Source organism: Streptomyces sp. NBC_00249 (genome assembly GCF_026342355.1).
In the GTDB taxonomy this organism is placed as follows: domain Bacteria; phylum Actinomycetota; class Actinomycetes; order Streptomycetales; family Streptomycetaceae; genus Streptomyces.
Genome location: NZ_JAPEMV010000001.1, coordinates 317,451 through 341,931, shown reverse-complemented (window position 1 = coordinate 341,931; position 24,481 = coordinate 317,451). Strand labels below are relative to the sequence as shown.

General features: G+C 74.5%; 23 protein-coding genes and 1 pseudogene. 12 read left to right on the top strand and 12 right to left on the bottom strand.

Going from position 1 to position 24,481, the window contains the following annotated elements:
• Positions 1-70: 70 nt before the first annotated feature.
• The 8 genes and pseudogenes from OOK31_RS01605 to OOK31_RS01570 form a co-directional block, all read left to right on the top strand.
• Positions 71-1,744, top strand: a complete 1,674-nt coding sequence (locus tag OOK31_RS01605; protein ID WP_267010485.1) for an ABC transporter substrate-binding protein — start codon at positions 71-73, stop codon at positions 1,742-1,744.
• Positions 1,741-2,727 carry an ABC transporter permease gene (locus OOK31_RS01600; RefSeq protein WP_267010484.1) on the top strand — a complete coding sequence of 329 codons (987 nt, stop codon included), beginning with the start codon at positions 1,741-1,743 and terminating at the stop codon, positions 2,725-2,727. Before OOK31_RS01605 ends, OOK31_RS01600 begins: the two co-directional genes overlap by 4 nt.
• Entirely contained in the window at positions 2,724-3,650 is a 927-nt protein-coding gene (locus OOK31_RS01595) for an ABC transporter permease (RefSeq protein ID WP_267010483.1), read from the top strand. The genes OOK31_RS01600 and OOK31_RS01595 overlap by 4 nt, the downstream gene beginning before the upstream one ends.
• Positions 3,647-4,633, top strand: coding sequence for an ABC transporter ATP-binding protein (locus tag OOK31_RS01590; protein ID WP_267010482.1), 987 nt, complete (start codon positions 3,647-3,649; stop codon positions 4,631-4,633). Before OOK31_RS01595 ends, OOK31_RS01590 begins: the two co-directional genes overlap by 4 nt.
• Positions 4,630-5,487, top strand: coding sequence for an ATP-binding cassette domain-containing protein (locus OOK31_RS01585; RefSeq protein ID WP_267010481.1), 858 nt, complete (start codon positions 4,630-4,632; stop codon positions 5,485-5,487). The genes OOK31_RS01590 and OOK31_RS01585 overlap by 4 nt, the downstream gene beginning before the upstream one ends.
• A gap of 106 nt (positions 5,488-5,593) precedes the next feature.
• Complete coding sequence (locus OOK31_RS01580; RefSeq protein WP_267010480.1) at positions 5,594-5,956, top strand: DUF6204 family protein; 363 nt, start codon at positions 5,594-5,596, stop codon at positions 5,954-5,956.
• Positions 5,957-5,966: 10 nt separating this feature from the next.
• Complete coding sequence (locus OOK31_RS01575) at positions 5,967-6,524, top strand: 2'-5' RNA ligase family protein (RefSeq protein ID WP_267010479.1); 558 nt, start codon at positions 5,967-5,969, stop codon at positions 6,522-6,524.
• A gap of 141 nt (positions 6,525-6,665) precedes the next feature.
• Positions 6,666-7,571, top strand: a pseudogene (locus tag OOK31_RS01570) (PQQ-binding-like beta-propeller repeat protein); the annotation flags it as partial.
• 33 nt (positions 7,572-7,604) lie between these two features.
• On the opposite strand, the gene OOK31_RS01565 reads toward OOK31_RS01570, so the two are convergent.
• On the bottom strand, positions 7,605-7,835 hold the full coding sequence (locus tag OOK31_RS01565; RefSeq protein WP_267011796.1) for a DUF6296 family protein: 231 nt from the start codon (positions 7,833-7,835) through the stop codon (positions 7,605-7,607).
• 108 nt (positions 7,836-7,943) lie between these two features.
• Positions 7,944-8,519 (bottom strand): maleylpyruvate isomerase N-terminal domain-containing protein, encoded by a 576-nt coding sequence (locus OOK31_RS01560; protein ID WP_267010478.1) that lies wholly within the window; start codon positions 8,517-8,519, stop codon positions 7,944-7,946.
• A gap of 136 nt (positions 8,520-8,655) precedes the next feature.
• Here OOK31_RS01560 and OOK31_RS01555 point away from each other — a divergent pair, with 136 nt between their 5' ends.
• Positions 8,656-9,318: a GNAT family N-acetyltransferase gene (locus tag OOK31_RS01555; RefSeq protein ID WP_267010477.1), complete on the top strand. Its 663-nt coding sequence runs from the start codon at positions 8,656-8,658 to the stop codon at positions 9,316-9,318.
• Positions 9,319-9,328: 10 nt separating this feature from the next.
• Here the strand turns inward: OOK31_RS01555 and OOK31_RS01550 are convergent, their stop codons facing one another.
• Together OOK31_RS01550 and cynR are read right to left on the bottom strand one after the other, a co-directional pair.
• Positions 9,329-9,985 (bottom strand): hypothetical protein, encoded by a 657-nt coding sequence (locus tag OOK31_RS01550; protein WP_267010476.1) that lies wholly within the window; start codon positions 9,983-9,985, stop codon positions 9,329-9,331.
• A 133-nt stretch (positions 9,986-10,118) separates the two neighbouring features.
• Positions 10,119-11,042 (bottom strand): transcriptional regulator CynR, encoded by a 924-nt coding sequence (cynR, locus tag OOK31_RS01545; protein WP_267010475.1) that lies wholly within the window; start codon positions 11,040-11,042, stop codon positions 10,119-10,121.
• A 124-nt stretch (positions 11,043-11,166) separates the two neighbouring features.
• Between cynR and OOK31_RS01540 the strand changes: the two genes are divergently transcribed.
• Both OOK31_RS01540 and cynS read left to right on the top strand, forming a co-directional pair.
• On the top strand, positions 11,167-11,763 hold the full coding sequence (locus tag OOK31_RS01540) for a carbonic anhydrase (RefSeq protein ID WP_267010474.1): 597 nt from the start codon (positions 11,167-11,169) through the stop codon (positions 11,761-11,763).
• A 60-nt stretch (positions 11,764-11,823) separates the two neighbouring features.
• Complete coding sequence (gene cynS / locus OOK31_RS01535) at positions 11,824-12,294, top strand: cyanase (protein WP_267010473.1); 471 nt, start codon at positions 11,824-11,826, stop codon at positions 12,292-12,294.
• Between the two features lie 39 nt (positions 12,295-12,333).
• On the opposite strand, the gene OOK31_RS01530 is transcribed toward cynS, so the two are convergent.
• Positions 12,334-13,602 (bottom strand): amidohydrolase, encoded by a 1,269-nt coding sequence (locus OOK31_RS01530; protein WP_267010472.1) that lies wholly within the window; start codon positions 13,600-13,602, stop codon positions 12,334-12,336.
• Positions 13,603-13,753: 151 nt separating this feature from the next.
• Here OOK31_RS01530 and OOK31_RS01525 point away from each other — a divergent pair, with 151 nt between their 5' ends.
• A complete protein-coding gene (locus OOK31_RS01525) occupies positions 13,754-13,927 on the top strand; it encodes a thiazolylpeptide-type bacteriocin (RefSeq protein WP_007268044.1) in 174 nt (57 codons plus the stop codon).
• 82 nt (positions 13,928-14,009) lie between these two features.
• Here OOK31_RS01525 and OOK31_RS01520 read toward each other — a convergent pair whose 3' ends face one another.
• The 7 genes from OOK31_RS01520 to OOK31_RS01490 form a co-directional block, all read right to left on the bottom strand.
• Positions 14,010-15,908, bottom strand: coding sequence for a TOMM precursor leader peptide-binding protein (locus OOK31_RS01520; RefSeq protein WP_267011795.1), 1,899 nt, complete (start codon positions 15,906-15,908; stop codon positions 14,010-14,012).
• Positions 15,909-15,970: 62 nt separating this feature from the next.
• Positions 15,971-16,726 carry an ABC transporter permease gene (locus OOK31_RS01515; RefSeq protein ID WP_267010471.1) on the bottom strand — a complete coding sequence of 252 codons (756 nt, stop codon included), beginning with the start codon at positions 16,724-16,726 and terminating at the stop codon, positions 15,971-15,973.
• Positions 16,723-17,757 carry an ABC transporter ATP-binding protein gene (locus OOK31_RS01510; RefSeq protein WP_267010470.1) on the bottom strand — a complete coding sequence of 345 codons (1,035 nt, stop codon included), beginning with the start codon at positions 17,755-17,757 and terminating at the stop codon, positions 16,723-16,725. The genes OOK31_RS01515 and OOK31_RS01510 overlap by 4 nt, the downstream gene beginning before the upstream one ends.
• A gap of 68 nt (positions 17,758-17,825) precedes the next feature.
• Positions 17,826-18,917, bottom strand: coding sequence for a M50 family metallopeptidase (locus tag OOK31_RS01505; RefSeq protein ID WP_267011794.1), 1,092 nt, complete (start codon positions 18,915-18,917; stop codon positions 17,826-17,828).
• 8 nt (positions 18,918-18,925) lie between these two features.
• Positions 18,926-20,011 carry a lantibiotic dehydratase C-terminal domain-containing protein gene (locus tag OOK31_RS01500; RefSeq protein ID WP_267010469.1) on the bottom strand — a complete coding sequence of 362 codons (1,086 nt, stop codon included), beginning with the start codon at positions 20,009-20,011 and terminating at the stop codon, positions 18,926-18,928.
• A complete protein-coding gene (locus OOK31_RS01495) occupies positions 19,999-22,842 on the bottom strand; it encodes a lantibiotic dehydratase (protein ID WP_267010468.1) in 2,844 nt (947 codons plus the stop codon). Before OOK31_RS01495 ends, OOK31_RS01500 begins: the two co-directional genes overlap by 13 nt.
• 30 nt (positions 22,843-22,872) lie before the next feature.
• Positions 22,873-24,447, bottom strand: a complete 1,575-nt coding sequence (locus OOK31_RS01490) for a SagB family peptide dehydrogenase (protein ID WP_267010467.1) — start codon at positions 24,445-24,447, stop codon at positions 22,873-22,875.
• Positions 24,448-24,481 lie beyond the last annotated feature (34 nt).

Genomic DNA, 24,481 nt, shown 5'->3' with positions numbered 1-24,481 from the left:
ACCCGCCGCCCCACCACCCGCGGAGCACCCCGCCCCCTCCCGCCCAGCTCACCCCTCACGGAGGCAGACGATGCCAACAGCCCGATCGAGAGCGACCCGGTTCCCCCGGGCCCCGCGCCTACGGCATGCCCTCGCGGCCGGCCTCGCGGCCCTCGCACTGCTCGCCACGAGCGCGTGCAGCGGCACCGCCCAACCGCAGAAGGACTCCGCCGCCGCCTTCCGGACCACCGACCGGACCCCCGCGGCCACCGGCGACGTCGACTCCTTCACCTGGTCGACCTTCGCCGAGCCCGCCACCATCGACTACGCCTACGCCTTCGACTACCCGCCCAACCAGATCCTCGCCAACGTCTGCGAGAGCCTGCTCCGCTGGAACCCGGACCTGACGACCTCCCCGAACCTCGCGGCCTCGTACACCAACCCCACCCCCACCACCTGGGTCTACAAGATCCGCCCCGGCGTCCGCTTCCACGACGGGACCCCCCTCACCGCCGACGACGTCGTCGCCTCGCTGCGCCGCAACCTCGACCCGGCCACCGCCAGCGTCTGGGCCTACCCCTTCCGCAACGTGACCTCCGTCGAACGCACCGCGGACCTGGAGGTCACCGTCACCCTGGCGAAGCCGGACGCCACCTTCAACAAGTACCTCGCCGCAGGCCCCGGCACCGTCGAGTCCGCCGCCACCCTCGCCAAGGCCGGCAAGGACTACGGCAACCCGCAGACCGGGGTGAACTGCACCGGCCCCTTCTCCTTCGGCTCCTGGACCTCCGGCCAGTCCCTCACCCTCAAGCGGTTCGACGGCTACTGGAACCCCGAGCTCAAGGCCAAGTCCGGCGAGGTCAAGTTCGTCTTCCTCGCGGACCCGACGACCCGCGTCAACGCCTTCCAGAGCGGAGAGGTCGACGGCGGCTGGATGGTCCCGCCGAACGCCTACGCCCAACTGGGCTCCAGCCAGGCCGGAACCCTCTACTTCGGCCGCAACACCACCGTCGCCGACGAGGTCGTCGCCAACCTCAAGGGCCCCCTCGGCGACGCCCGTGTCCGCCGGGCCCTGCTCATGGCCATCGACCGCAAGGGCATCGTCAAGGCCGGCGCGGGCGGGGCCGGCGAGGTCGCCGACTCGCTCGTCACCGACAACCTGTGGAGCGAGGCGCCCGCCGAGAGCCGCGAAGCCCTCCTGAAGGACCTGCCGAAGTACCCGTACGACCCGGCCAAGGCCAAGGCGCTCGCCGCCGAAGCCGGAGTGAACGGCCAGAAGATCGTGATCGCGACGAGCCCGCTGGACTCCCAGACCACCATCATCACCCAGGCCGTCGCCCAGGCCGCCACCGCCATCGGTCTCAAGCCGGAGATCGACAGCATCTCCGCCGAGAAGTACACGGCCCTGTTCACCGACCCCGCCGCCCGCGAGGGCATCGACCTCTTCCTGACCTTCTGGTACACCTCCATCACCGACCCGCTGGACATGTACGGCTCCCTGCAGACCGGCGCGTTCAGCAACTACGGCGGCTGGTCCGACCCCGCCTTCGACGCCGCAGTCGACAAGGCCATCGACACCTACGACCCCGCCGGGCACGCCGCCGCCAACGCCGAGGCCCAGCGCATCGCCCTGCGCGAACTGCCCTGGCTGCCCCTGTACACCCAGCCCGTCAGCGTCTTCATGAGCAAGCGGATCACCGGCGTCCAGCCCTCGATCGCCTACCTCTACTACCCGTGGGCCGCCGAGATCGGAGCCAGGGGATGACGAAGAAGTCCGCGGGCCCGGGCGCGCTCGCCCGGGCCGGCCGGATCCTGCGCAGACTGGCCGGGATGGCCGCGACCCTGCTGGTCACCTCCTTCCTGGTGTTCTCCTCCCTCTACCTCGCCCCCGGGGACCCGGCCGCCTTCCTCGTCCGGGGCCGCAGCCCCGGCCCCGAACAGCTCGCCGAGATCCGTCGGCAGTACGGCTTCGACGAGCCCTTCCTCCTCCGGTACTGGCACTGGCTCGAAGGGGTCCTGCACGGCGACTTCGGCCGCTCCCACCTCTTCCACCAGGACGTCGGCGCCGTCATCTGGTCCCGGCTGCCCGCCTCCCTGCTCCTCGTCTCCACCGCCGCCGTGCTGATCGCCGTCTTCGGCGTCGGCGCGGGCATCGTCGGAGCCCTGCGCCGCGGCACCCGCACCGACCGGAGCCTGATGCTGATGGTCACCGTCGGAGCGGCCGCGCCCGCCTTCGTCGTCGCCCTGCTCCTGCGGTCCCTGCTCGGGGTCCGCCTCGGCTGGTTCCCGACCATCGGCAACGGCGACGGCCTCCTCGACCGGCTGCACCACGTGATCCTGCCGGCCATCGCCCTGTCGGTGACCTTCATGGCCCTCGTCACCCGCGTCACCCGCTCGGCGATGCTCGACGAACTGCGCCGCGAGCACGTCGAGGTCGCCCTCAGCCGGGGGACACCCCGGCGGACCGTCATCCGGCGCCACGTCCTGCGCAACGCCCTGGGGCCCATCGTCACCGTCTCCGCGCTCCTGGTCTCGGGCATGCTCGTCAGCACCGCGATCGTCGAGACCGCCTTCGGCATGTCCGGGGTCGGCTCCCTGCTCGTCCAGGCCGTGGACCAGCTGGACTTCCAGGTCGTCCAGGCGATCGTGCTGCTCGTCGTGGCCGCCTTCGTCGTGGTCAACGCCCTCGTCGACCTCCTCCAGCCCCTGATCGACCCCCGTACGGCCGCCGACGGGAGCGCCCGATGAACGCCCGCACCGACCCCCGCGCGCAGAGCCCCGCCGAAGCCCCGGCGCCCGGCCCCGCCGCCCCCGCCGCACGGTCCGGCCGCCGTCCCCGCCTCGCCCGGCTCCGGGCCCTCGGAGGCAGCCCCCTCCAGCGGATCTGCCTGCTGGTGCTGCTCCTGTTCGTGCTGGCCGCGCTCCTCGCACCCTGGATCTCACCCCAGGACCCGACCTTCGGGAACCTCGGCGACAGCCTCCTGGGCCCCGGCCCCGACCACTGGCTCGGCACCGACCAGGGCGGCCACGACACCCTGTCCGCGCTGATCACCGGCACCCGCACCAGCCTGACCGGACCCCTCGCAGTGGTGCTGTTCTCCACCGTCCTCGGCGTCGCCGTCGGCCTCTTCACCGCCTGGCGCGGCGGCTGGGCCGACGCCCTCGCCGGCCGGGTGCTCGACGTGGTCTTCGCCTTCCCCGCGCTGCTGCTGGCCATCCTCGCCGTCGCCCTCTTCGGCAAGGGGATGACCGCCCCCGTCCTGGCCATGGCCGTCGCCTACATGCCGTACACCGCACGGCTCGTCCGCGGCCTCACCCTCCAGGAGAAGGCCCGGCCCTACGTCGCCGCCTACCGGGTGCAGGGGCACTCCGCGTTCTTCGTCACCGTACGCGCCGTCCTGCCCAACATCGCCCCGACCCTGCTCGCCCAGTCCACCGTCAACTTCGGCTACGCCCTCCTCGACCTCGCCGCCCTGTCCTTCCTCGGCCTGGGCGTCCAGCCGCCCACACCCGACTGGGGCGCCATGATCAACCAAGGTCAGACCGCCGTCCTCCAGGGCCGGCCCCTGTCCGCGATCGTCCCGGCCGTCGCCGTGGTCCTCGTGGTCGTCGCCTTCAACATCGTCGGGGAGAACCTCGGCGACCGGCTCGCGGGGAGGGACCCCCGATGACACTGCTCCAGTACGAAGACCTCCGCATCACCCTGCCCGGCACGGCCCGCCCCGTCCTCGACGGGATCAGTCTCACCGTCGGCGCCGGCGAGGTCGTCGCCCTCGTCGGGGAATCCGGCTCCGGCAAATCGGTCACCGCCCGTGCCGCACTCGGCCTGTTCCCCGAAGGCGCCCGGATCTCCGGCCGGGTCAGCGTCGACGGCACCGACCTGGCGGGCGCCGACCAGGCCGCACTGCGCGAGGTCCGCACGGCCAAGGCGGCGATGATCTACCAGGACCCCCGCGCCGCCATCAACCCCGTACGCCGCGTCGGGGACTTCCTCACCGAGTCCCTGCGCCTGGTCCACGGCTGGTCCAAGGACCGCGCCCGCACCCGGGCGGCCGAACTCCTCACCGCCGTCGGCCTCCCCGACCCCGTCCGGCACCTGGACCAGTACCCGCACGAGCTGTCCGGCGGAATGCTCCAGCGCGTGGTCATCGCGGCCGCGCTCACCGCCGAACCCCGCCTCCTGCTGTGCGACGAACCCACCACCGCCCTCGACGTCAGCACCCAGGCCGAGATCCTCGCCGTCCTCGGCCGGCTGCGCCGCGAACGCGGCCTCGGCCTGCTCCTCATCACCCACGACATCGAACTCGCCGCCTCCGTCAGCGACCGCATCTACGTGATGTACGCGGGCCGGATCGTCGAGACCGCCTCCGTCGACACCCTGTTCACCGCACCCCGGCACCCCTACACCGCCGGCCTGCTCGGCTCCTCGCCGCCCCTGAACGGCAGCCCCACCGAGCGCCTCGTCCCCATCCCCGGCGCCCCGATGGGCCTCCTCGAATCCGCCCCCGGCTGCGCCTTCGCCCCGCGCTGCCGCTTCGCCGAACCGGGCCGATGCGACCAGAGTCCGCCGCCGCTGCGGGAGCACGGCCCCGCCCGGGTGGCCTGCCACCGGGCCGGCGAAGCCGCCCTCACCCCGCACCAGGAGGCCAGGTGACCCAGAAGCCCCCGCTCCTCGAAGTGAGCGGTCTGCGCAAGACGTACCGCACCGGCGGGGCGGAGGTCGTCGCCGTCGACGGCCTGACCTTCTCCCTGCCGCCCGGCGGCGCCCTCGGCATCGTCGGGGAGTCCGGCTCCGGGAAGACCACCACCGCCCGGATGCTGATCGGCCTGGAGCGCCCCGACGCCGGACGGATCCTCGTCCAGGGCAGCCCCCTGGCCGCGTCCGTCCGGGGCCGGACGGCCCGGCTGGCCCGGGCCAAGGCCGTCCAGATGGTCTTTCAGGACCCCTACCTCTCCCTCGACTCCCGCGTCAGCATCGGCGCGACCGTCGACGGGGTGCTGCGCCTGCACAGCCTGAAGGATCCGGCGGCCCGCGCCGACCGGGTCCGGGAACTCCTCGCCCAGGTCGGCCTCGGCGCCCGCGAGGCGGCCGCCCTGCCCCGCCACCTCTCCGGCGGCCAGCGCCAGCGCGCCGCGATCGCCCGGGCGCTGGCCGTGGAGCCGGCCGTCCTCGTCCTCGACGAGGCCGTGTCCGCCCTCGACGTGTCGGTACAGGCGCAGGTCCTCAACCTGCTGTGCGACATCCGGCGCGACACCGGCATCGGCCTGGTCTTCGTCAGCCACGACCTGGCGGTGGTCCGCTACGTCTGCGACGAGGCCCTCGTCATGTACCGGGGCCGCACCATGGAACACCGCCCCGTCGGGGAACTCCTGACGGACCCCGGCCACCCCTACACCCGGCTGCTGCTGGCATCCGTCCCCCGCCCCGGCTGGGACCCCGACTCCATCAGCCGCCGCCGTCGCGCCCTCGACCCCCTGGAGGCCACCGGGCGACGGCCGGGGCCGTGAGCCCGGACTCGCGGCGGGAACCCGGCCGGGTTCCCGCCGCCCGCCGGGGCCCGCGTGCCCGGAAATCCCGGTGCGCACCGCACGGAACCTGACCTACGGTGCGGGGATGAGCACCCGCACCTTCCGTGTCACCGTCCGAGGCTTCTTCGACGCCCTCACCCCCGAACAGCGCGCCGGACTCGAGGCCGCAGCTCCGGAGCACGACATGCTGCGGGCGACCTTCACCACCGAAGGCAACCTCACCTACGAACTCGGCGGCCGGAACTCCTTCGCGTTCCGCTACCTCGACTCCGGGGAGGCCGAGGAGGACATCCTGGAGGCGACGGCCCGCGCCGAACTCGCCGCCGAGAGCTGGCTGACGGAGCACGGCTACGGCTTCAAGCGGCTGCGCTCCACGGCCGAGGACCTCTCGATGGCCGCCCTCAGCAAGCGCCAACGCCAGGCCGCCGCCCGCGCCCAGACCTCCTGACACCCCCCACATGGCACAGGCAGCCCCCGGCACACCCCGCGCGGGCCGCACGGGCCTCGTCGTCCGCATCCCGGAGGCCGAACCGGCCGTACGGGCCTGGCGCGAGCGCTACGACCCCTCGGCCCGTGCCGGGGTCCCGGCGCACGTCACCGTCCTGTTCCCGTTCCTCGACGAGGAGCTGCTGGACCCGGAGGTTCACGCGGCCCTCGCCGAGGTGCTGGGCGCCCGGCCGGCCTTCGACCTCCGCTTCACGCACTGCGGCCGCTTCCCGGGGGTGCTCCACCTGGCCCCGGAACCCGACACCCGCCTGCGCGAGCTCACCGCCGCTGTCTTCGCGCGCTGGCCGCAGACCCCGCCGTACGGAGGGATGTTCGAGGACGTCGTGCCCCACCTGACGGTGGCCCAGTCCGAGGACGGGAGCCTCCTCGCGGAGATCGAGTCCGACGTCGCCGCCCACCTCCCCCTGACCGCCCGCGTCACCTCGGTCGACCTCATGGTCCACGACGGGACCAGGTGGCGGCAGCGGGCCTCCTACGAGCTGAAGCACGGGCAGCCGTACGCCCGTTGACCGCGCACCCGCCCGGCCCCGGACGCGACGGGCCCATCAGCCGGGTGTACGCCGCCGCGGGCGGGAGCGCTGCCGGCCGGGACGCCCGCCCGGCCGGGCTCCTGGTACCGGCGCCCCCTGCCGCTGGCGGTCGCCGTCGCCGTGCTCCTCGCGGCCACCGTGGCCGTGGTCCGCTGGATACCGTCGGACCGCGGTGGCAGCCCGAGGGCGGCGGGCTCGCAGCCGGCGGGACCGCAGGTGGGCAGGCTGGCCCGCGACCTCGGGGCGGACCCCGGCGCGCCCGCCTTCGCCGACGGCACGGTGTACGTCGGCAGCCTGGACGGCCAGGTGTACGCGGTGGATGCCGCGAAGGGGTCCGTGACCTGGTCGCACCGGACGGGCCGGGGAGCGGTCCGCGGCGCGCCCGCCGTCCACGGCGGCCTGGTGTTCGCGACCAGCGTCGACGACCACGTGTACGCCCTGGACGCCAGGACGGGCGAGGACCGCTGGCAGTTCAAGACCGGCGGCGACATCGCCTCCTCGCCGAAGGTCCAGGGCGGCCTGCTCCTCGCGGGCAGCGAGGACGGCAAGCTGTACGCGCTGGACCCGGCGGACGGCACGCTGAAGTGGTCCAAGGAGACGGACAGGCCGATCCGCCTCACCCCCGCCGTCACCAAGGGGTTCGTCCATGTCGTCAGCGGAGACAAGGACATGTACCGGATCGAGGTGGCGACGGGCGCCATCGTGCTGGCCGCCACCCTCCTGGAACCGCCGACCGCCGCCCCGGCCGCCGACGGGGACCTGTTCCTCTACGCCGACGCCTCGAGTCGGCTGCACGCGCTGGACGTGGACACGGGAAGCGAACGCTGGCGCTTCGAGGCCGCCGGCCCGGTCGCGGGCTCACCCGCCGTCGTCGGCGGGACCGTCTACCTGGGCAGCGACGGAGGCAACCTCTACGCCCTGCGAGCCGGTACCGGCACCCAGCTGTGGCGCCGGAGCGTGGGAGCGGACATCCGCACCACCCCCGCCGTCGGCGGCGCCGCCGTGTACGTGACGGGCGAGGACGGCACGGTTTCCGAGGCCGCGCCGGGCACCCGAGGGTCAGGGCGGGAGGGGGCGGGCCGTCAGGGGGTGGGCCGGGACCTGGTGGCCGCCCGAGGGGAGCATGCGCACCTCGCCCCGGTCGCTGATCTCGGCCCGGACGATGCCCGTGGCGTCGGCGTAGACGGGGTGGCCGCCGGGCCCGCGGGACTCGGTACGGTCCACGATCACGATGTCCTGGCCGGTCCCGGCACTGTCGGGGAACGCCAGCTCGTACCGTCGGACGTCCATCGGCTCACTCCTGTCGGTGTCCTTCCATCGTGAGCCGCCCCGGCCCGCCCCGCCCGCCGGCTTTGCCCGCGCTTTGCGCTCGCTCGCCCGGCCGGGGCCGGGACCCGGTCAGCCGGGGAGGGCGGCCTGCCACGTCCAGGAGGTGCGGCGGGCCCGGCCGGCCAGCTCACCCCGGCCCGTGCACCACAGGAGGACCCCGGCCGGGTCGCCGGCCGGGGCGTCGGGGAAGAGCCGGCGCAGCACGGCGGCGCACAGGTCCCCCGGCGGCAGCCACTCCACCCCCAGCCCCCGCGTGATGTCGTGGGTGTGCAGGAGGACCTCGGCGACGCCCATCGCCGCGAAGCCGCCCGGGTCGGTCGGCCCCCAGTGCCAGGCCCGTACGTCCGGACCCGCGACGGCCAGCGCGGCGCCGAGCAGCCCGCCGCAGGCGGCGACCACCTGGAGCACCTCCCGCGGGGAGGCGTCCGCGCGGACGGTCAGGTCGAAGGGCAGGTAGGCGTCGGCCGGGCGGCCCGCCAGCTGCCCGGCGTAGGCCAGCAGGTCGTGCGCGACGTGGGCCGCGGTGGTCCGGCAGCTCCACTCCAGCGAGCCCGCCGGCACCGACCAGTCCTGCGCGTCGTGCGGTCCGAGCACCCGCAGCATCTCGGCTACGGCCCGCCCGACGTCCAGGTGGTTCAGGGGCACCGGGGACCACTCCTCGATCTCGTTCGTGCAGCGCTCGACTCGGTCGGGCGACCTGCTCCTATGGCCAAATCCTACGCCCGTCACGTAAGGTCCATTCAGCGGTATGACCTATTACTATTCAGGGGGGCGGGCGGCGATGCCGGACACCAGGGACACCAGGACCAGTGAGCTCGTGCGGATGTGGATCGACGGCTGGGCGGTCTCCCGGGGCAGCTCGGACCCGATCGACGAGCCGTGGGGATGGACGATCGACGTCGGGCAGCCCCGGCACGTCTCCCGGCACGTGCTGCCGGAGCCCACCGAGGGCGACGTGCGCAAGATCGTCGCCGGGACGAGCGCGCCCGGGACGTGGCTCAAGCTGTTCGCCGAGGAGCAGGCGGTCCTGCCCTGGGTCGGGCCGGGCTGGCGGCTCGACAGTCCCGGCTTCCTGATGACCTGCCACCTGGCGCCGGAGCGCACCGGGGTGCCGGCCGGTTACACGCTCACCAGCTGGACCCGGGGCGGCGTCAGCCGGGTGCTGGTCCGCACGCCCGCCGGGCACTTCGCAGCCCGCGGACAGATCGCCCGGGCGGGCGCCCATGTCGTGGTCGACCAGGTCGAGACCGCCGCCGAGCACCGGCGCAAGGGCCTCGGCGGCCTGGTGATGCGCACGCTGCAGAGCACCGCGTACGAGGCCGGCGCACGGACGGGCGTCCTGGTCGGAACGCCCGAGGGCCGGGCGCTCTACGCCTCGCTGGGCTGGACCGCGCACTCCCCGATGACGAGCCTCTGGTACGAGCCGTCGGATGCCGGCCGGTGAGCTGTCCGGCCTAGACGGAGCCGCCGCAGATCACGTCGTAGGGCCGGCCGATCGACAGGGTCAGTTCCATCGGCTCGGTGGTGCCGGACGGGCACTGCTCCTTCTCCTTGACCAGGTCCAGGACCTTGACGGCGCCCGAGCCCGCGCTCGCGCAGGCCACCTCCTGGGCCGTCGAGCTCACGCAGTCGCCCTTCACCAGCTGCCCGCCGCCGGCGCCCGCGTCGCCGGGGTGGTCGCCGGAGAGGTTGCGTCCGCAGACGGTGTGGGTCGGGATGCCGCCGCCCTTGTTCTTGTCCTTGCCGGAGGAGCCGTAGGACACCGAGACCCGGATCATCACGTCCGTCCCCGCCGGGCACTGGATCGAGCCGGGGAGGATCCCGGCCGAGGTGACCTCCAGGGCCTTGAAGGTGGCGGCGGAGTCCGAGCAGTCGAGCGCGCGGTAGCCGTCCGGGGCGGCCTTGGGGTCGGGGCCGCCGCAGTCGCCGGTCTGCCACGAACCGCTCTTCCCGCCGCCCTTGGAGTCCGACGACGAGGAGCCCTTGTCGTCGAAGACCACCGCGAGCGCGACGCACAGGCCGAGTACCGCCAGGAGGACGACCGCCGCGACGGTGTTGGCGGTACGCCGCCGGGGTGTGCCGGGGGGTGGAGTGGTGCCGTGCTGGACCATGCTGTTCCTTCTCTCGTACCGATCAGCCGTGTTGAGATAGTGGCGCTGTCCCATGGGGGGCGCAAGGGATGCGCCCGGCGGACGATCCGCGGGGGCGCGGCCCGGTGGGCCCTCGTCGGTCCGCGCTACGGCATCACCTGACGGCGGGTCGCACCGGCGGGGCGTAGCCGCGCGTACGGGTCAACTCGTGGGCCAGGGCGGCGAAGGCGCGGGCGGCGGCGCTCTCGTACGCGCCGTCGCGGCGCAGCAGGGTGACCGTGCGCGGGGGCAGGGGCGGGTCCAGGGGGACCGGGGCCAGTCCGGGCTGCTCTTCGGTGACGGCCTCGGGCAGGACCGTGGCCAGGCCGGTGCGCCGGACGAGCTCGGTGAGGGCCTGGACCGAATTGGCCTCGACCGAGATGCGCGGGCGCACCCCGTGCGCCGCGAGATGCGCGTCCACGTGCACGCGGGTGGCGAAGTCCCCGCTGAGCAGGGCGAGTCGGCGGTCCGCCAGCTCCGTCACGGGTAGCGCGGCCCCGGCGGCGGGCGGGCCGGGGGCGCAGGAGACCACCAGGGTCAGGAGCTCGGTGAACAGCGGGGTCGCGGCGATCCCCGGCAGGTGCGGTCCGTGGAAGGCGATGCCGAGGTCGAACTCGTCGGCCAGCAGCCCCGATTCGATGCGGTCCTGCGGGGCCTCCCGCACCTGGACGCCGATGCCGGGACGGGCCTCATGGAAGGCGGCGAGCAGGGGGCCGAGGAGGTACGCGGTGAAGGTGGGCGTGAGGGCGAGGCGCAGATGGCCGCGGGAGAGGTCGGCGACGTCGTGGACGGCCCGCTCGGCCGCCTCCAGGTCCCGCAGCGCCCGCCGGGCGTGGTGGGCGTAGGCCTCCCCGGCGTCGGTGAGGCGCACCGAGCGGCCGCCGCGGTCCAGCAGCGGCACGCCGACCATCCGCTCCAGCTGCTTGATCTGCTGGGACAGGGTGGGCTGGGAGATGTGCAGCTCCTCCGCCGCGCGCGTGAAGCTGTGCTGCTCGGCGACCGCGAGCAGGTAGCGCAGATGACGCAGTTCCATGGCCATGGCACCGACTATAGATGCCATCGATGAAATTCATCGACAGCACGTCTTGGACGCTATAGGTGCAGGTCGTGCATGGTGGAACACGTCAGCCCCACGGGGTGGATCCCAGAGAACGGGAGTGACCGTGCACGATCTCACCGAGGGCCTCGAGCGGTTCCGGCGCGAGGTGTTCCCCGCCAAGGAGGAACTCTTCGCCGAGCTGGCCTCGACCCACCGCCCGACCGCACTGTTCATCGGCTGCTCCGACGCCCGCGTGGTGCCGGAGCTCATCACCCAGAGCGAGCCGGGCGAGCTGTTCGTCATCCGGACCGCCGGAAACCTCGTCCCCGCCCACACGCCCGGCCCGGACGGGGTCGCCGCCAGCATCGAGTACGCGGTCGCCGTCCTCGGCGTCACCGACATCGTGGTCTGCGGGCACTCCGCCTGCGGGGCCATGACCGCCCTCGCCGAGCGGCACGACCTCAGCGCCGCGCCCGCCGTCGCCGGCTGGCTGCGCCACGCGGACGCCTCCCTGGCCCGTACCGCGGGGGCCGGCGCCGGCCTGGACGCCCTGGTACGGGAGAACGTACGCGCCCAGCTCGCCAACCTCGCCACGCACCCCTCGGTGGCCCGGGCCCTCGCCGGGCGGACCGTGACCCTGCACGGCTGGGTCTACGACATCCCCACCGGCGCCGTCGAACAGCTGGCCCCCGCGGGCAGCCGCGTCACGCTCGCCGCCTGAACCTCCCCCCAAAAAAAGAGAAACCACCCGCACCACCCCTTTCGAGAGGAACCCTTCCCCATGGCACACGCCCAGTTCGCCCCCGCCGTCCGTGAGCAGCTCGCCGCCGCCGCGGTCGAGTCCAAGATCCGCAAGGACCTCACCTGGCAGGAGATCGCCGACACCACCGGCCTGTCCGTCGCCTTCGTCACCGCCGCCGTACTCGGCCAGCACCCGCTGCCCGAGGCCGCCGCGAAGGCCGTCGCCACGCTCCTGGAGCTGGACGAGGACGCCGCGATGTGGCTCCAGACCATCCCCACCCGGGGCTCCATCCCCGGCTCCGTCCCCACGGACCCGACGATCTACCGCTTCCACGAGATGCTCCAGGTCTACGGCACCACCCTCAAGGCCCTGGTGCACGAGCAGTTCGGCGACGGCATCATCAGCGCCATCAACTTCAAGCTGGACGTCAAGAAGGTCGCCGACCCCGACGGCGGCGAGCGGGCCGTCATCACCCTCGACGGCAAGTACCTGCCGACCCGGCCCTTCTGACCCCCACCGGGAAGCCCCACCGGGAAACCGCGGCCGCGCTCAGCGGCGCCGGTCCAGGCAGGCCAGGGCCGCTTCCGCCAGCGCGGTCACCCCGGCGGGCAGCGCCGTACGCACGTCGGGGGCGAAGTCCGGGGCGTGGTTGGCGGGGAGGGCCGCGAGCTTCGCCGCCGCGCCCTCCCCGGGCGCCGCGGCCCAGGCCGCCGGCCCGATCGCCCCCAGCATCCAGTAGGCCAGCCGCACCCCCTCGGCGCCGTGCACGGACCGGCCCGCGTCACCGAACAGCCCGAAGTCCTCGGTGGCCAGGGACGGCGGCCACATCGCCACCCGCTCCGCGCCCAGCCGTGCCGTATGGGCCTCCCGCACCGTCGCCGTCGTCGCCGGATCCGGGTGGGTGACGGGGGAGGAGCTCTCCCGGACGATCTCCGGCTCCCTCGGACAGCCCGACGCGGCGCACTCGGCCCGTACGATCCGCTCGACGGCCTCCGCCGCCCGTGCCAGCGCCGCCTCACCGGCGGCCCGTACGGTGATCCCCAGCTCGGCCCGGTCGGGTACGACGTTCGCCCGCTCGCCCGCCCGGAACGAGCCCACGGTCACCGCCACCAGCTCCGACGGCGCCGCCTCCCGCGACACCACCGTCTGGAGCCGTGTCACCACGTGGGCGGCCGCCACCACCGGGTCCACCGTCAGCTGCGGGGCCCCCGCGTGCCCGCCGCGCCCGTGCACGACGACCCGGAAGGTGACGCTCCCGGCGGTCATCGGCCCGTACCCGTGCGCGACCATCCCGGCCGGCAGCGGCGCGCAGTGCTGCGCGAGGACCACGTCCGGGCGCCCGGTCCGCTCGTACAGGCCGTCGGCCAGCATGGCCCGCGCCCCCTCCAAGGTCTCCTCGGCGGGCTGCCCCACCACCACGAGCGTGCCCCGCCAGTCCGGCGCGCCCGGCCCGGCCAGCAGGGACGCGGCCCCGGCTGCCGCCGCCAGGTGCAGGTCGTGCCCGCAGGCGTGCGCCGCCGGGCCCTCGCTGGCGTAGGGCAGGCCGGTGGTCTCCCGTACCGGCAGGGCGTCCAGCTCGGCGCGCAGCATCACCGTCGGGCCCGCGCCCCGGCGCAGCACCCCGGCCACACCGTGCCCGCCGATCCCGCGCGTGGTCGCGTACCCGGCGGACTCCAGCCAGCCCGCGAACCGGTCCGCCGTCCGCCGCTCCCCGCCCGACAGCTCGGGGTGGCGGTGCAGGTCCAGGTAGAAGGCCGTCAGGGGCCGCAGGAGCGCGGGGAGTCCGGCGGGCGTGGCGGGCGTGGCGGAGACGGTCATGACGGCCATGCTCGGCCACCGGCCGGAACCGGACGTCTCAGGGCGCTGACACTTCCTGTCAGCGGGGTGTCAGGGGGAGAGCGGGTCAGATGACGGCGCGGGGGGTTCTCCTTGAGGTGCGCAGTGACCGCACCGACTGAAGGAGCCCCCCATGGAGAAGTCCCCGCTCGCCTCGCTCGCCGACGAGATCCTGGAACTGGAGTCGGAGACCTTCGAGATCTCCGACTACTCGGACGCCAGCGAGGTCGTGCTCGCCGGTTCCACAAGCTGCAGCTCCACCTCGACCTGTTCCTCGACCACCAGCACCACCTCCTGCAGCGCCTGACACCCCAGCGCCGCACAGGGATGCCCCGGACCCCTTCGCAGGGGTCCGGGGCATCCGGCGCGTCCGGTGCTCGGCGCACCGCTCAGGGGAAGGGGTGCGGCACCAGCCGGATCTCCGCGTCCGTCAGCGGCGCGTCCCGAAGTCCCGCCCGGTGCGCGGCCGTCCGCAGCCGGGGCAGGTACGGGGCCCGCTGCCGGGACCAGCCGAAGTCGATCGGCAGCAGCCCCGGCACGATCGCGCACACCGTCCGCAGCCCCATGCGCAGCTGCTCCGGCGTGCTCTGGTCGACGACGATCACATCGTGCCCCGCCCGCGTCAACTCCCCGACGCAGAACAGCAGATCGTCGCGCAGATCACCGGTCGACGGCCGCACCCCCGCCTCCCAGGACCGGTACAGCTCCGCCATCGGGCGTACGGACAGGGGCTCCCGGTAGGTCCGTACGTACGGGGCCATCGCGGGCAGGCCGTACAGCTGGGCGTGGTCCTTCAGGTGCTCGACCCGCCCGAAGTCCCGCGTCATCGCCTCCAGTTCACCCTGCCGCTCGGCGACCTGCCGGGGCAGGTGCGGGATGTACGTCAGCACCTCCGACAGCGCCGACTCCACCGCCGCCGCCGGGTCGAGGGCCGCGCCCGCGCCGAAGGAGTACAGCCCCGGACCGCCGTCGCGCCGTACCGCCAGCCCGGTGACCACGGGGACCGCCAGGTCGATGCGGTTGTCGAAGGCGTGCACGTCGTAGCCCTGGAGGGCCGCCCGGTCGACCATCGTGCGGACCGCCGGGCCCGGTACGGAGTCCAGGTCGATCTCCGTCAGCCGCTGGCCCCCGTACCAGGCGAGCAGGAACGCGTCCCGCTCGATCAGTTCGAGCAGCGCCCCGAGCAGCGCCTCCTCCAGACAGCTCCCGATCGCGCAGCCGTTGGAGCACTCGAAGACGAAGTTGTCCGCCGCCAGGCCCGCGCTGTAGTAGGCGAGCCGGTGCGGGACCAGCACCGGACGGTCGTCGCGCAGCGAATGCCCGTACACCCAGGGGATCGGCCGCTCCGGGTCGAAGGGCGACACCATCGGGTCGTCCCGGTAGGTCGCGTCCGGGTACAGACCGCACCGCGCCGGGTCCAGCGCCCGCCCGCCCAGCTCCGCGTACGAGGCGGTGAGCACCGAGGTGCCGGTGCGGCGGTGCGTGCCCGCGTACCGTTCCAGCCCCTCCAGGAAGGCGAGGTCGCGGCTGGCCGAGAAGCTGTTGGCCTGCCCGCTCCAGGTGACGTCCGTGAGGCCCGCGTAGCCGCGCATGAAGACGCTGCCCGCGACGGGGGCGGTGGTCGGCGAGGTCACGTTGATCCAGGTGCCCCCGCCGAGCACCCCGGTCACCGGATTGGCCAGCGCCTCACGCGGCACCGGGTACGAGGACGCCGCGCGCAGCCGCTGGGCACCCGGCTCCGGCTTGGGCCGCGAGACGGGGACGAAGGGCCGGGGCAGATCGGTGCCGCCCGGCCCGCAGTCCGGGCAGAGCGGGTCGGCGGCCAGCGGGTACGTCCGCACCTGGAGGCTCTCCAGGTCCAGCCGGGTCACCTGCGGCAGCGCCCGGTCGGCAGCCGCCGCCCCGGGCGCGGTGGCCGAGCCCGAGGCGAGGGCGGAGTGCAGGGCGGCCACCGCGTCCCGCGCGTACGGGGACAGCCGGGGCCAGCCGGCGGCGACGGCGGTGGGCGGCCGGGTCCCGGTCTCCAGCGCGTCGCGTTCGCTGCGGCTGCGCAGCCGCTGCCAGCGCATGGCCAGGCACTGCCCGCAGGCGGGGGCGGTGCCGTCGCCGCCCCAGGGGCCCAGCAGCACGGCCCGCGCCGTGAGGTGGACGGTGGCGGCCGCCCGTACGGGGGCGAACGGGTCGGCGGCGCGCGGCCCGAGCGCGTCGTGCACGCCCAGGGTCACCACGCGCGGCCCCTCGCCCGACCGGCGCAGTTCCCGCTCCAGATCCCGGCGGGCCGTCTCCATCGGGGTGCCGTCAGGGGCCTCGGCCCGTAGGGCCCGTACGGCCTGCGGCGCGCTCGTCGTGGTCATGACTGGTTGCTCCAGCGGAAGGTCTTGAGCCCGATCGCGCCGAACAGCAGGGCGAACCCGCACAGCGCCGCGCACCCGATCCCGATCGCGGCGAGCGAACCGGAGCCGGTGAGCGCCCCGGTCGCCGCGTCGTTGAGGTAGCGCAGCGGCAGCACCCGCGAGAACGACCGCAGCCAGGACGGCATCATGTCGAGCGGCAGGAAGGAACCGGACAGGAAGGCCATCGGCACCATCAGGCAGTTGGCGATGGCGGCGACGGCCTCCGGCGTCTTGGCGTACGTGCCGACGATCACCCCGATCGCCATGAAGGCGGTGATGCCCGCCACCAGCGCCGGCAGCACCAGCGGCCAGCGGCCGTCCAGTTCGAGCCCGAACCCGGGCAGCATGGCGACGGCGACGAACACCGCGGCCTGCACCACGCCGATCACCAGGGCCAGGACGTAGCGCGAGGCGAGCACGGTGGTCAGCGGGGTCGGGGTGAGCCGGATCAGCCGCAGCAGGTCGTCGCGCCGCCACTGCATCAGGGTGAAGGCGATCCCGAACACGGCGGCGTTGGCCACGCCCCAGGACATCACGCCGGGCGCGATGTACGAGATGTACGGGCGGCCGCTCTGCTCCACGTCCTGGCCGCTGAAGATCAGGCCGAAGACCACGAGGAAGAGGAGGGGGAAGGCGAACGTGAAGAAGAGGGTGGCCTTGTCGCGGACCTGGGCCCGGTAGCCGGCGGCCGTCAGTGCCGTGTACGCGCTCATGCCGGGAACTCCGAGGTGTGTGCGGGGGCGCCGGACTGCCCGGCGGGGTCTGCGGGGTCTGCGGGGCCTGCGGCGCCGGGGTGGTGGCCGGAGTGGCCGGTCAGCTCCAGGTAGACGTCCTCCAGGGTGGCCGTCCGGGTCATCACCCCGTCCAGCCCGGTCAGCGCGTCGACGGCCTGGAGCACCCGGCCGGGCGCCGAGGTCTCCAGGACCAGCGAACCGCCCTGCTCGCTGACCCGGTCCACCCCTTCGAGGGCGGCGGCCTGCGCCAGGCCGAGCCGCCCGGCCGGGACCAGCAGCCGCGCCGGTGCCCCGGCGGCGGCGACCAGCCGGTGCGGGGAGTCGAGGGCGGCGACCCGGCCGCCGACGAGGATGGCCACCCGGTCGCACAGGGCCTCGGCCTCGTCCAGGTGATGGGTGGTGTAGACGATGGTGCGGCCCTCGCTCTTGAGGGTGCGCAGCACCTCCCACAGGTCGCGGCGGGCCTGCGGGTCGAGGGCGGCGGTGGGCTCGTCGAGGAAGATCAGTTCCGGGTCGTGGACCAGCGCCGAGGCGATCGCCAGGCGCTGGCGCTGGCCGCCGGAGAGGTTCTCGACGAGGACGTCGCGCTGTTCGGTCAGCCCGACCGTGGCCAGGGTCCGGTCCGCGGCCGCCGCGTCCTTGCGGTACAGGCCGGCGACGGTGGCGAGGTGCTCGCGAGCCGTCTGGCGGACGAAGAAGGCGGAGGCCTGCGTCTGGACGCCGATCCGGGGCAGCAGGGCCGTGTCGCGGGGCCAGGGGCTGCGGCCGAGGACCCGTACGGTGCCGGAGTCCGCCCGGCGCAGGCCCTCCACGATCTCGATGAGGGTGGTCTTGCCCGCGCCGTTGGGGCCGAGCAGGCCGAAGAACTCGCCGCGGCGCACGTCGAGGGAGATCCCGTCCACGGCCTGGCGGTCGCCGTAGCGCTTGCGTACCTGCTGGACGGAGACGGCGACGTCGGGGTCGGCGTCGCGGTCGGGGGAGTCGGGCGGTGGGGTGCGGTCGGTCGTCATGGGCGGTGCGGTTCCCTCGGATCGAAGACGGGTGGGAGGTCGGTTCGGCGGAGGACGGTCGGGACGTTTCACGGGGGCTGCACGGCGAGGACCAGGCCGGTCACCGCCGCCCCGGCGAGCAGCAGCACCAGGGCGGCCGAACCCAGCCCGTAGGCCAGGTAGAGCCGCCGGGCCCGCCCCGGGTACGCGGCCGCGGCGGCCCGGTCGCGCAGCCGCAGCCGCAGGTACAGCGAGCTGGCCGGCGCCAGCCGGGTCACGCGCAGCGCGTGCCCGAGCAGGGTGTAGCCGTCGAGCGGGGGCAGCGGGACCAGGTTGACCAGGGCCTGCGCGCTGCCGAGCAGCAGCAGCGCGCCCAGGACCCGGCCCGTGGGGTCGCCGGCCGGCAGGGCCGCCCACCAGCCCAGGAAGGGCAGCAGGAAGAGCAGGTTGGCGAAGGCGCCCGCCCCGGCGACGGCCAGCTGCTGCCGACGCCGGGCCAGGTACCGGTAGTTGTCCACGGTGCAGTACATGATCACGACGGGCAGCCGCCAGCGCAGCCCGATCTCCCCCACGGTTCCCCCGACATGGCGCGCGGCGATCCCGTGCGCGAACTCGTGCAGGGCGGTACTGAGCCACAGCAGCGTGGCCACGGCCAGCAGCGGTACCGGCCGCGACAGCAACCACCCGAGATCCCGCAGGAGTTCGCCAGCCGAGGCCGCCAGCACCCCTTCCATGGCCAGGCATACGAGGAGCAGCGCGCCCAGCACCACCGGCCGCAGGACCGGCCGCAGCAGGCGGTGCAGCCGCGCCGTGGTGGCATCGGCATCGGCGACCAGCCGCAGCGTTCCGCGCAGCAGGGTCCCGGTGCGCTGCGGCCCCGGGCCCGCCGCCGGCTCGGGGGCCGGGCCGCCCGCGAGCAGGCGCCGGGATCCGAGCAGCCCGAGCAGCTGCTGCCAGTTCCGCTCGCCCAGGCGGCGCCCGAAGGCCGCCCCGTACGCCTCGCCGATCTCCGCGAGACTGCGCGAGCCGTCCAGGCGCGAGAGCAGGAAGTACTCCTTCGGCCCGATCTCGAAGGACGCCCCGGACACCGGGTCCTTGACCAGGTGCACCACGGCCGGGCCGTTCAGCAGCGGCGGCGACAGCAGGATCCCGGGGCGCAGCGCCGGCCGGTGCTCCAGCATCCCGGTGGTCACGGCCCGACCACCCCGGCCGCCCCGGAGCCCCCGGCCGCCCCCGCGCCCAGCTGCTCCCGCAGCACCCGGCCCAGGAGGTGGGCGAGGTAGGCCTCGTCCCGGATCGTCACGTGCAGCCGGTTGTTGGTCATGTGCATGTACGGCGAGAGGAGCAGCGGCAGCGCCACCGCCGGATCCGTCACCCGCTCGTCACGGCTCCCGTCCCAGGACCGGAACACCAGCTCCCCGCTCATGGCGAGGAACTCGGCCCGCCGCCGCAGCTCCCGGCAGTGCTCGGCCCAGCCGGCGAGGAAGCCGGGCAGCCTGCCCGTCTCCCCGGAGCCGAGCGCCTCCAGGACGCCGGCGAAGCGCCGTCCGAGGCCGGGTCCGGTCTGCTCGTAGCTGCGGTCGTACTCGGCCGAGCCGATGAAGCCGGTGCCGGGGAAGGCCTGGTGCCAGAACCGGTAGTAGCGGTCCAGGTAGTCGCCGAGCTCCTCCCGGCCGGGCAGGAACACCCCGGCCATCACCATCATCAACTGGGCGGAGGTGCCCAGCAGTACGGTCCGCAGGTGCAGGTTCATCCCGCCCAGGGCGTCCATCACCAGGTCGCTGGAGTGCGCGAAGTGCCACTCCGCGAGCTCGACCCCGGCCGGGCCGCCGTACTTGCCGTACTCCGGCTCGTACGGCTCGTAGGACCAGGAGTTGTTGGGGCGCAGGTTCATACGGCCGTCGGGGCCCATGAAGGCGGCCCGGTCGCCCTCGGGGAACTCGATGTCGAAGAGGGTGTTGTAGAACTCGTTGAGGAAGCCGGAGTCCACCTCGTACAGCGCGGGTCTGGCCTTCAGGAAGGCCGCGACGGCCTCCTCCGTGCGGTGGCGCACCTCGTCGGCGGCCGCCGGGCTCGCCGGCCGCAGCCGCAGCCGGACGTGCGGCCCCTCCAGCCAGTAGTTGATGAAGAAGTGCCCCGCCAGCAGACCGTCCGCGGTGAGCGAGGCGATCAGCGGGCGCACGCAGTTCACCAGCAGGGGCTGCGGGTTGGCGGCGTAGAAGATGTGCACGGCCTGCCACGCGCCGCGCCGCGCGTTCGCGCTCAGCTCTGACATCGGGTACCGCCCTCCGGGATCGGGGTGCAAGCGTGGGTGGTGGTGGTCGTGAAGGTTTCGACGGCCAGTTCGGCGACGTGCGCGCCGCGCGCCGAGCGGGCGTACGGGACGCCCGGGGCGTCCGGGTCCGGGAGCATCTCGCGGAACACCACCCGGTGTCCGGGCTCGCGCAGCAGCGGTTCGAAGGCCGCCAGCGAGAGCAGGCTCGCGAAGTCCACGTACTGCGGTTTGGCGCCCAGTGCCGACGGACCCGCCGACACGGTCGCGAACACCCGCTCCGGCAGCCCGTGCGCCCGCCGCCAGCGCTGCCACTCCAGGAAGTGCGCGGCCTCCCGCGCCCCGCGCACGGGCAGTTCGCCCGCCGTGGTGATCCAGCTGCGCCGGCTCAGCACCAGGTCCCCGTGCACCACCCGGGGCCGGGTGGTGACCCCGCCGTGCGCCACACCGTCCGGCACCCCCGCCCACACGTCCAGCGGGGACATCGAGGACGGCGAGAGCAGCAGCAGCGTGCGCGGTACGACGGGCAGCGCGAGCGGCACCAGGTAGCCCAGGTACACCGGGATCACCTCCACCCCGAGCCGCCGCGAGCGCAGCACCACCCGGCCGGTGTCCGGGACGTGCTCCGCGTACAGGTCGTCCAGGCGCAGCAGCCGGTCCTCGGGCAGGGTGCCGCTCTCGCCCGGGCAGACGATCTCGTACTCGGTGAGCCGCCCGTGCAGGTTCAGGTTGGTGGTGACCGGCCCGCCGGTGACCTCCGCGAGGACCGCGCCGGGCGGGGTGGTCTCCAGGGCGCCGGCGCGCAGCAGCCCGTCGAGGCCGGGCCGGACGCCGCCGTCCTCTGCCTCCTCCTCTTCGAAGACGTGGGTGAACCGGCTGAAGGGGAAGGACAGTCCGCCGTAGGAGCGGTTCAGGACGGTCAGCTGCTCGCCGGTGGCCGGGTCGCGGGCGAGCTGGACGTGGTGGCAGCGCGGGACGAACCCCGGTACCACCGGCTCCAGTTCGTCCGCCACCCGCTCCACGTCCTCCTCGGTCAGGCGCAGTTCGCCCTCGCCGCCGTGCTCCTCGTACGCCGCCCAGTGCTCCCGCATCCGGCCGACGAAGGCCCGCCGGGCCGCGTCCAGGGCCCGGATGCCGGGCAGGCCGAGCCAGTTCTCCTCGGGCACGTACTCGCCCCGCGCGTCGAAGGGCGTCCGCCGCGCGGTGAAGGACAGGTACTGGTCGAAGAAGTCCTCGTGGAAGTCGTGCACCAGGCCGAGGAGGTCCTCGCAGCGGCCGCCCTGCCCGTAGCGGGCCGTGAAGAACCCCTCGAAGGTGATGCGCTGGGCGAGCGTCAGGTCGAAGGCCGGCAGGATCCGCTCCACCGACCGCAGCGCACCGCCCCCGCCCTCCGCCCGAGCCCAGGCGGGCTCCGGGGCGGCCAGCTCGCGGCCCGCGCTCACGTCCTCGTAGACCAGCGTCTGCGGCAGCGCCGCGTCCGCGGGAGCCCCCAACTCGGCCCACACCCGGCGCAGTCCGGAGCGCAGCGCGCGCAGCAGCTCCGCCCGCTCGGCCCGCCCCGCGTCCGGGTAGCGCTCCAGGATCCGGGCGGGCTCCTCCAGGAGGGCCCCCAGGGCGTCCGCCCAGGGCCGGTCCAGCCCGGACAGGGAACGCTGGAAGGCCCGTACGGGATCGCCGCCGTGCACCTCGGTGTCCAGGCACGGCACCCGCACCATGCCCAGCTGGAGCAGGGCCCCGATGTACGCCTCGCACTCGGCCGGACCCGCCGCGTGCTCCGCCGCCAGCCAGTCGGCGACCTCCTCGTGGCGCAGGTCCGCCGCACCGCCCTGAGCGGCGCGCTCCGCGAACAGGGCCAACAGCCGCTCCAGGGTGCCGCTGCGGCGCAGGAAGAACAGCCGGTCCTTGACCGCGTCGAAGGTGACGGCCGCGGAGTCGTCGCCCGCCGTCACCGAACGCCGTACGTAACGGATCCGGTCGTCCTCCTGCCCCCAGCCGGAGGCGGGCCGCAGCGGCAGGTCGCGGCGGCGCACCGGGTCGGCGAGGACCAGCTCGGCGAGCCGGGCCAGGACCACGACGTTCAGCCGTACGTGGCTGCGCCAGTCGTCCTCGACCCGGATCCCGTCCGGCTGAGCCTCCGTCCCCGGGGTGAAGCGGCCGGTGGCCACCCCGGTGAAGGTGCTGAAGGGGCTCGTCTTGCAGGCGGTGCGGTACAGGTACGAGAGCACCGAACGCTCCGCCTTGCGGGCCCGGCCCCCCGGCTCCCCGCCCCGCGCGGTGGCCTGCGCGTACGCGTCCAGCTGCCCTTCGAGGACCGGCGAGGCCAGCAGCAGTCCGTGCCGCAGCCGCTCGTCCCCGAGCAGATCGCGCAACGCCGCGCGGCCGCGCCGCAGATCGGCGGCGAGCAGCGGCTCCCCCTCGCCGAGCAGCTTCTCCAGCTCCCGCTGCCGCCCCAGCCACCCGGCCAGCCGCGCGGGAGCGTCGGAGTCGGGGGCGGGTTCCGGGGTGGGGGTGAGGGAGTCCATGAGGCGCAGGGCGGACTCCGCGTCGGCGGGCAGCCTGCCGTTGTGGATCTGGCGGCGCAGCCGCAGCAGGTCGCGCCGGCGGGCCGCGTCCGACCCCCCGGGCTCCGGGTCGGTCGCGGCGACCGCCCGGTGCAGTACCTCGCTCAGCCACTGCGCGTCCGCGCGCAGCGCCTCCTCGGCCGCCAGCACGTCCTCGGCCCAGCGGCGGACGGCCTGCGAGCGCAGCGCGTCGGCCGAGGCCAGCGGCAGGCCGGCCACGCGCAGCATGAAGCGCTCGCCCGCCCGCCATGCGGTGGTGGTGATGGTGTTCATCCTGGTCTTCCTGCTTCTCTCGTCGCCCGGTCAGGCGATCTCGTGGCGGAAGTCGGCGGGCCGCGGCCGTTCGTGGCCCAGCAGCATCACCAGCAGCGGGGCCTCGTCGGTGTCCTCGAAGCCCAGCCGCTCGGCGTAGGAGACGTTGTCGAAGCCGAGCGCGACGCCCGCACCCAGCCCGTGGGCCGCCGCCGTCGTGTAGAAGGTCTGCGCGACCGCGCCGACGGCGGCCCCGACGAGGCGGTAGCCGCGGTCGCCGACCGCGTCGAGCACCGCCCCGGTGCGCACCGTCGGCACCAGTACCGCGCCCGCCTGCTCCAGGTTGTAGTTGGACAGGAAGTAGTTGCGCTGGAGGAACGGGCCGGGCGGCCCGGGGACCACCAGCCGCAGGGCGTGGGCCCGCGGGTCGTAGGCGTAGCTGCCGGGCGCGATGCCCTCGACGTGGTTGACGAAGGCGTACAGCGCGGTGAGCGGCGGCCCCCCGGCGCGTTCGGCCTCGCTGCCCGCCGAGGTCGCCGCGCAGTCGGCCAGGGCGGCCGCGAGCTGCGCCGCCCCGAGCGGCCGGCTCGCGTCGAAGCGGCCGAAGCTGCTGCGCCGGGCCCGCAGCGCCGCCGCCGGACCCATCGGCGCGGGCGCGGCGGCGGGCAGCGGTACGGGCTGCCCGCCCCGGGGCGGGTAGGCGGCCGCCGTGTCGAGGGCGCCGGGCGCCGGACGGTCGGCGGCCCGGCCGAGGGTGGCCCCGTGGATCCGGCGCAGGGTCTCGAACGGCAGGACGGTACGCGAGCGTTCGGCGTCCCGGTGGCGTACGGACACCCGCGCCGGGGGCGGTCCGGCCGGGGCCTCGCGGTCCTCGCCCTCCCACTCCAGCGGGACGACCGCGAAGATCCCCTCCTCCTCGGGGAGGACCCCGAGCAGCCCGGCGAGCCGCTCCTCGTCGAACCAGAGCGCGGGCGCGATCCGCAGCCCGTGGGCCGCCGCCCACAGCCGCCAGGTCTGGAGGACCGTACCGACGTCCATGCTGACGGCGTGGAAGGAGAAGCTGTTGTACTTGAAGGCGTTCTGCCAGTACTTGACGCTGAGCAGCAGGTACTGCCCGGCCGCGCGGGGCCCCTCGGGGCGGCCGGGTCCGGCGTCGAGGGCCTCGCGGACCTCACCGGTGACATCGCCGGTCAGCAGCCGCCGCAGCCCGTGCTGGTGCGGGGCGTAGTGGTACACGCCCGGGGTGAGCGGCCCGCCGGCCCCGGCCGCCCAGTACACGCCGACGGGATACAGACCGCCGCCGGAGGCCGTGCCCCGCGACCAGTTGGCCTGCGGGTAGTGGGGGAGCGCCGCCAGGTCGGTGTTGGCCTGCACGCCCAGGCGCCGCCCGGTCAGCCCGTACGAGTCCTGGAGCATCCCGGACAGCAGCGGCAGGGTGAACCCGCCCGCCGGGCCCGGGCCCGGCGGGGTGCCGTCCGGCGGAGCGGGCAGCGGCAGGGTCTCGGCGTACGGGTAGTACTTCGCCTTGCGGGGGCGGTCGGCCCAGTCGGGCACGAAGTCGACGGGCTCCATGGGCACCCGGCCCCGGTGCAGGATGGCGCTGGCGTAGTCATGGGCGTAGCCCACGGGTCCTCCTCGGTTCGTTTCGGACGCGTCGGAT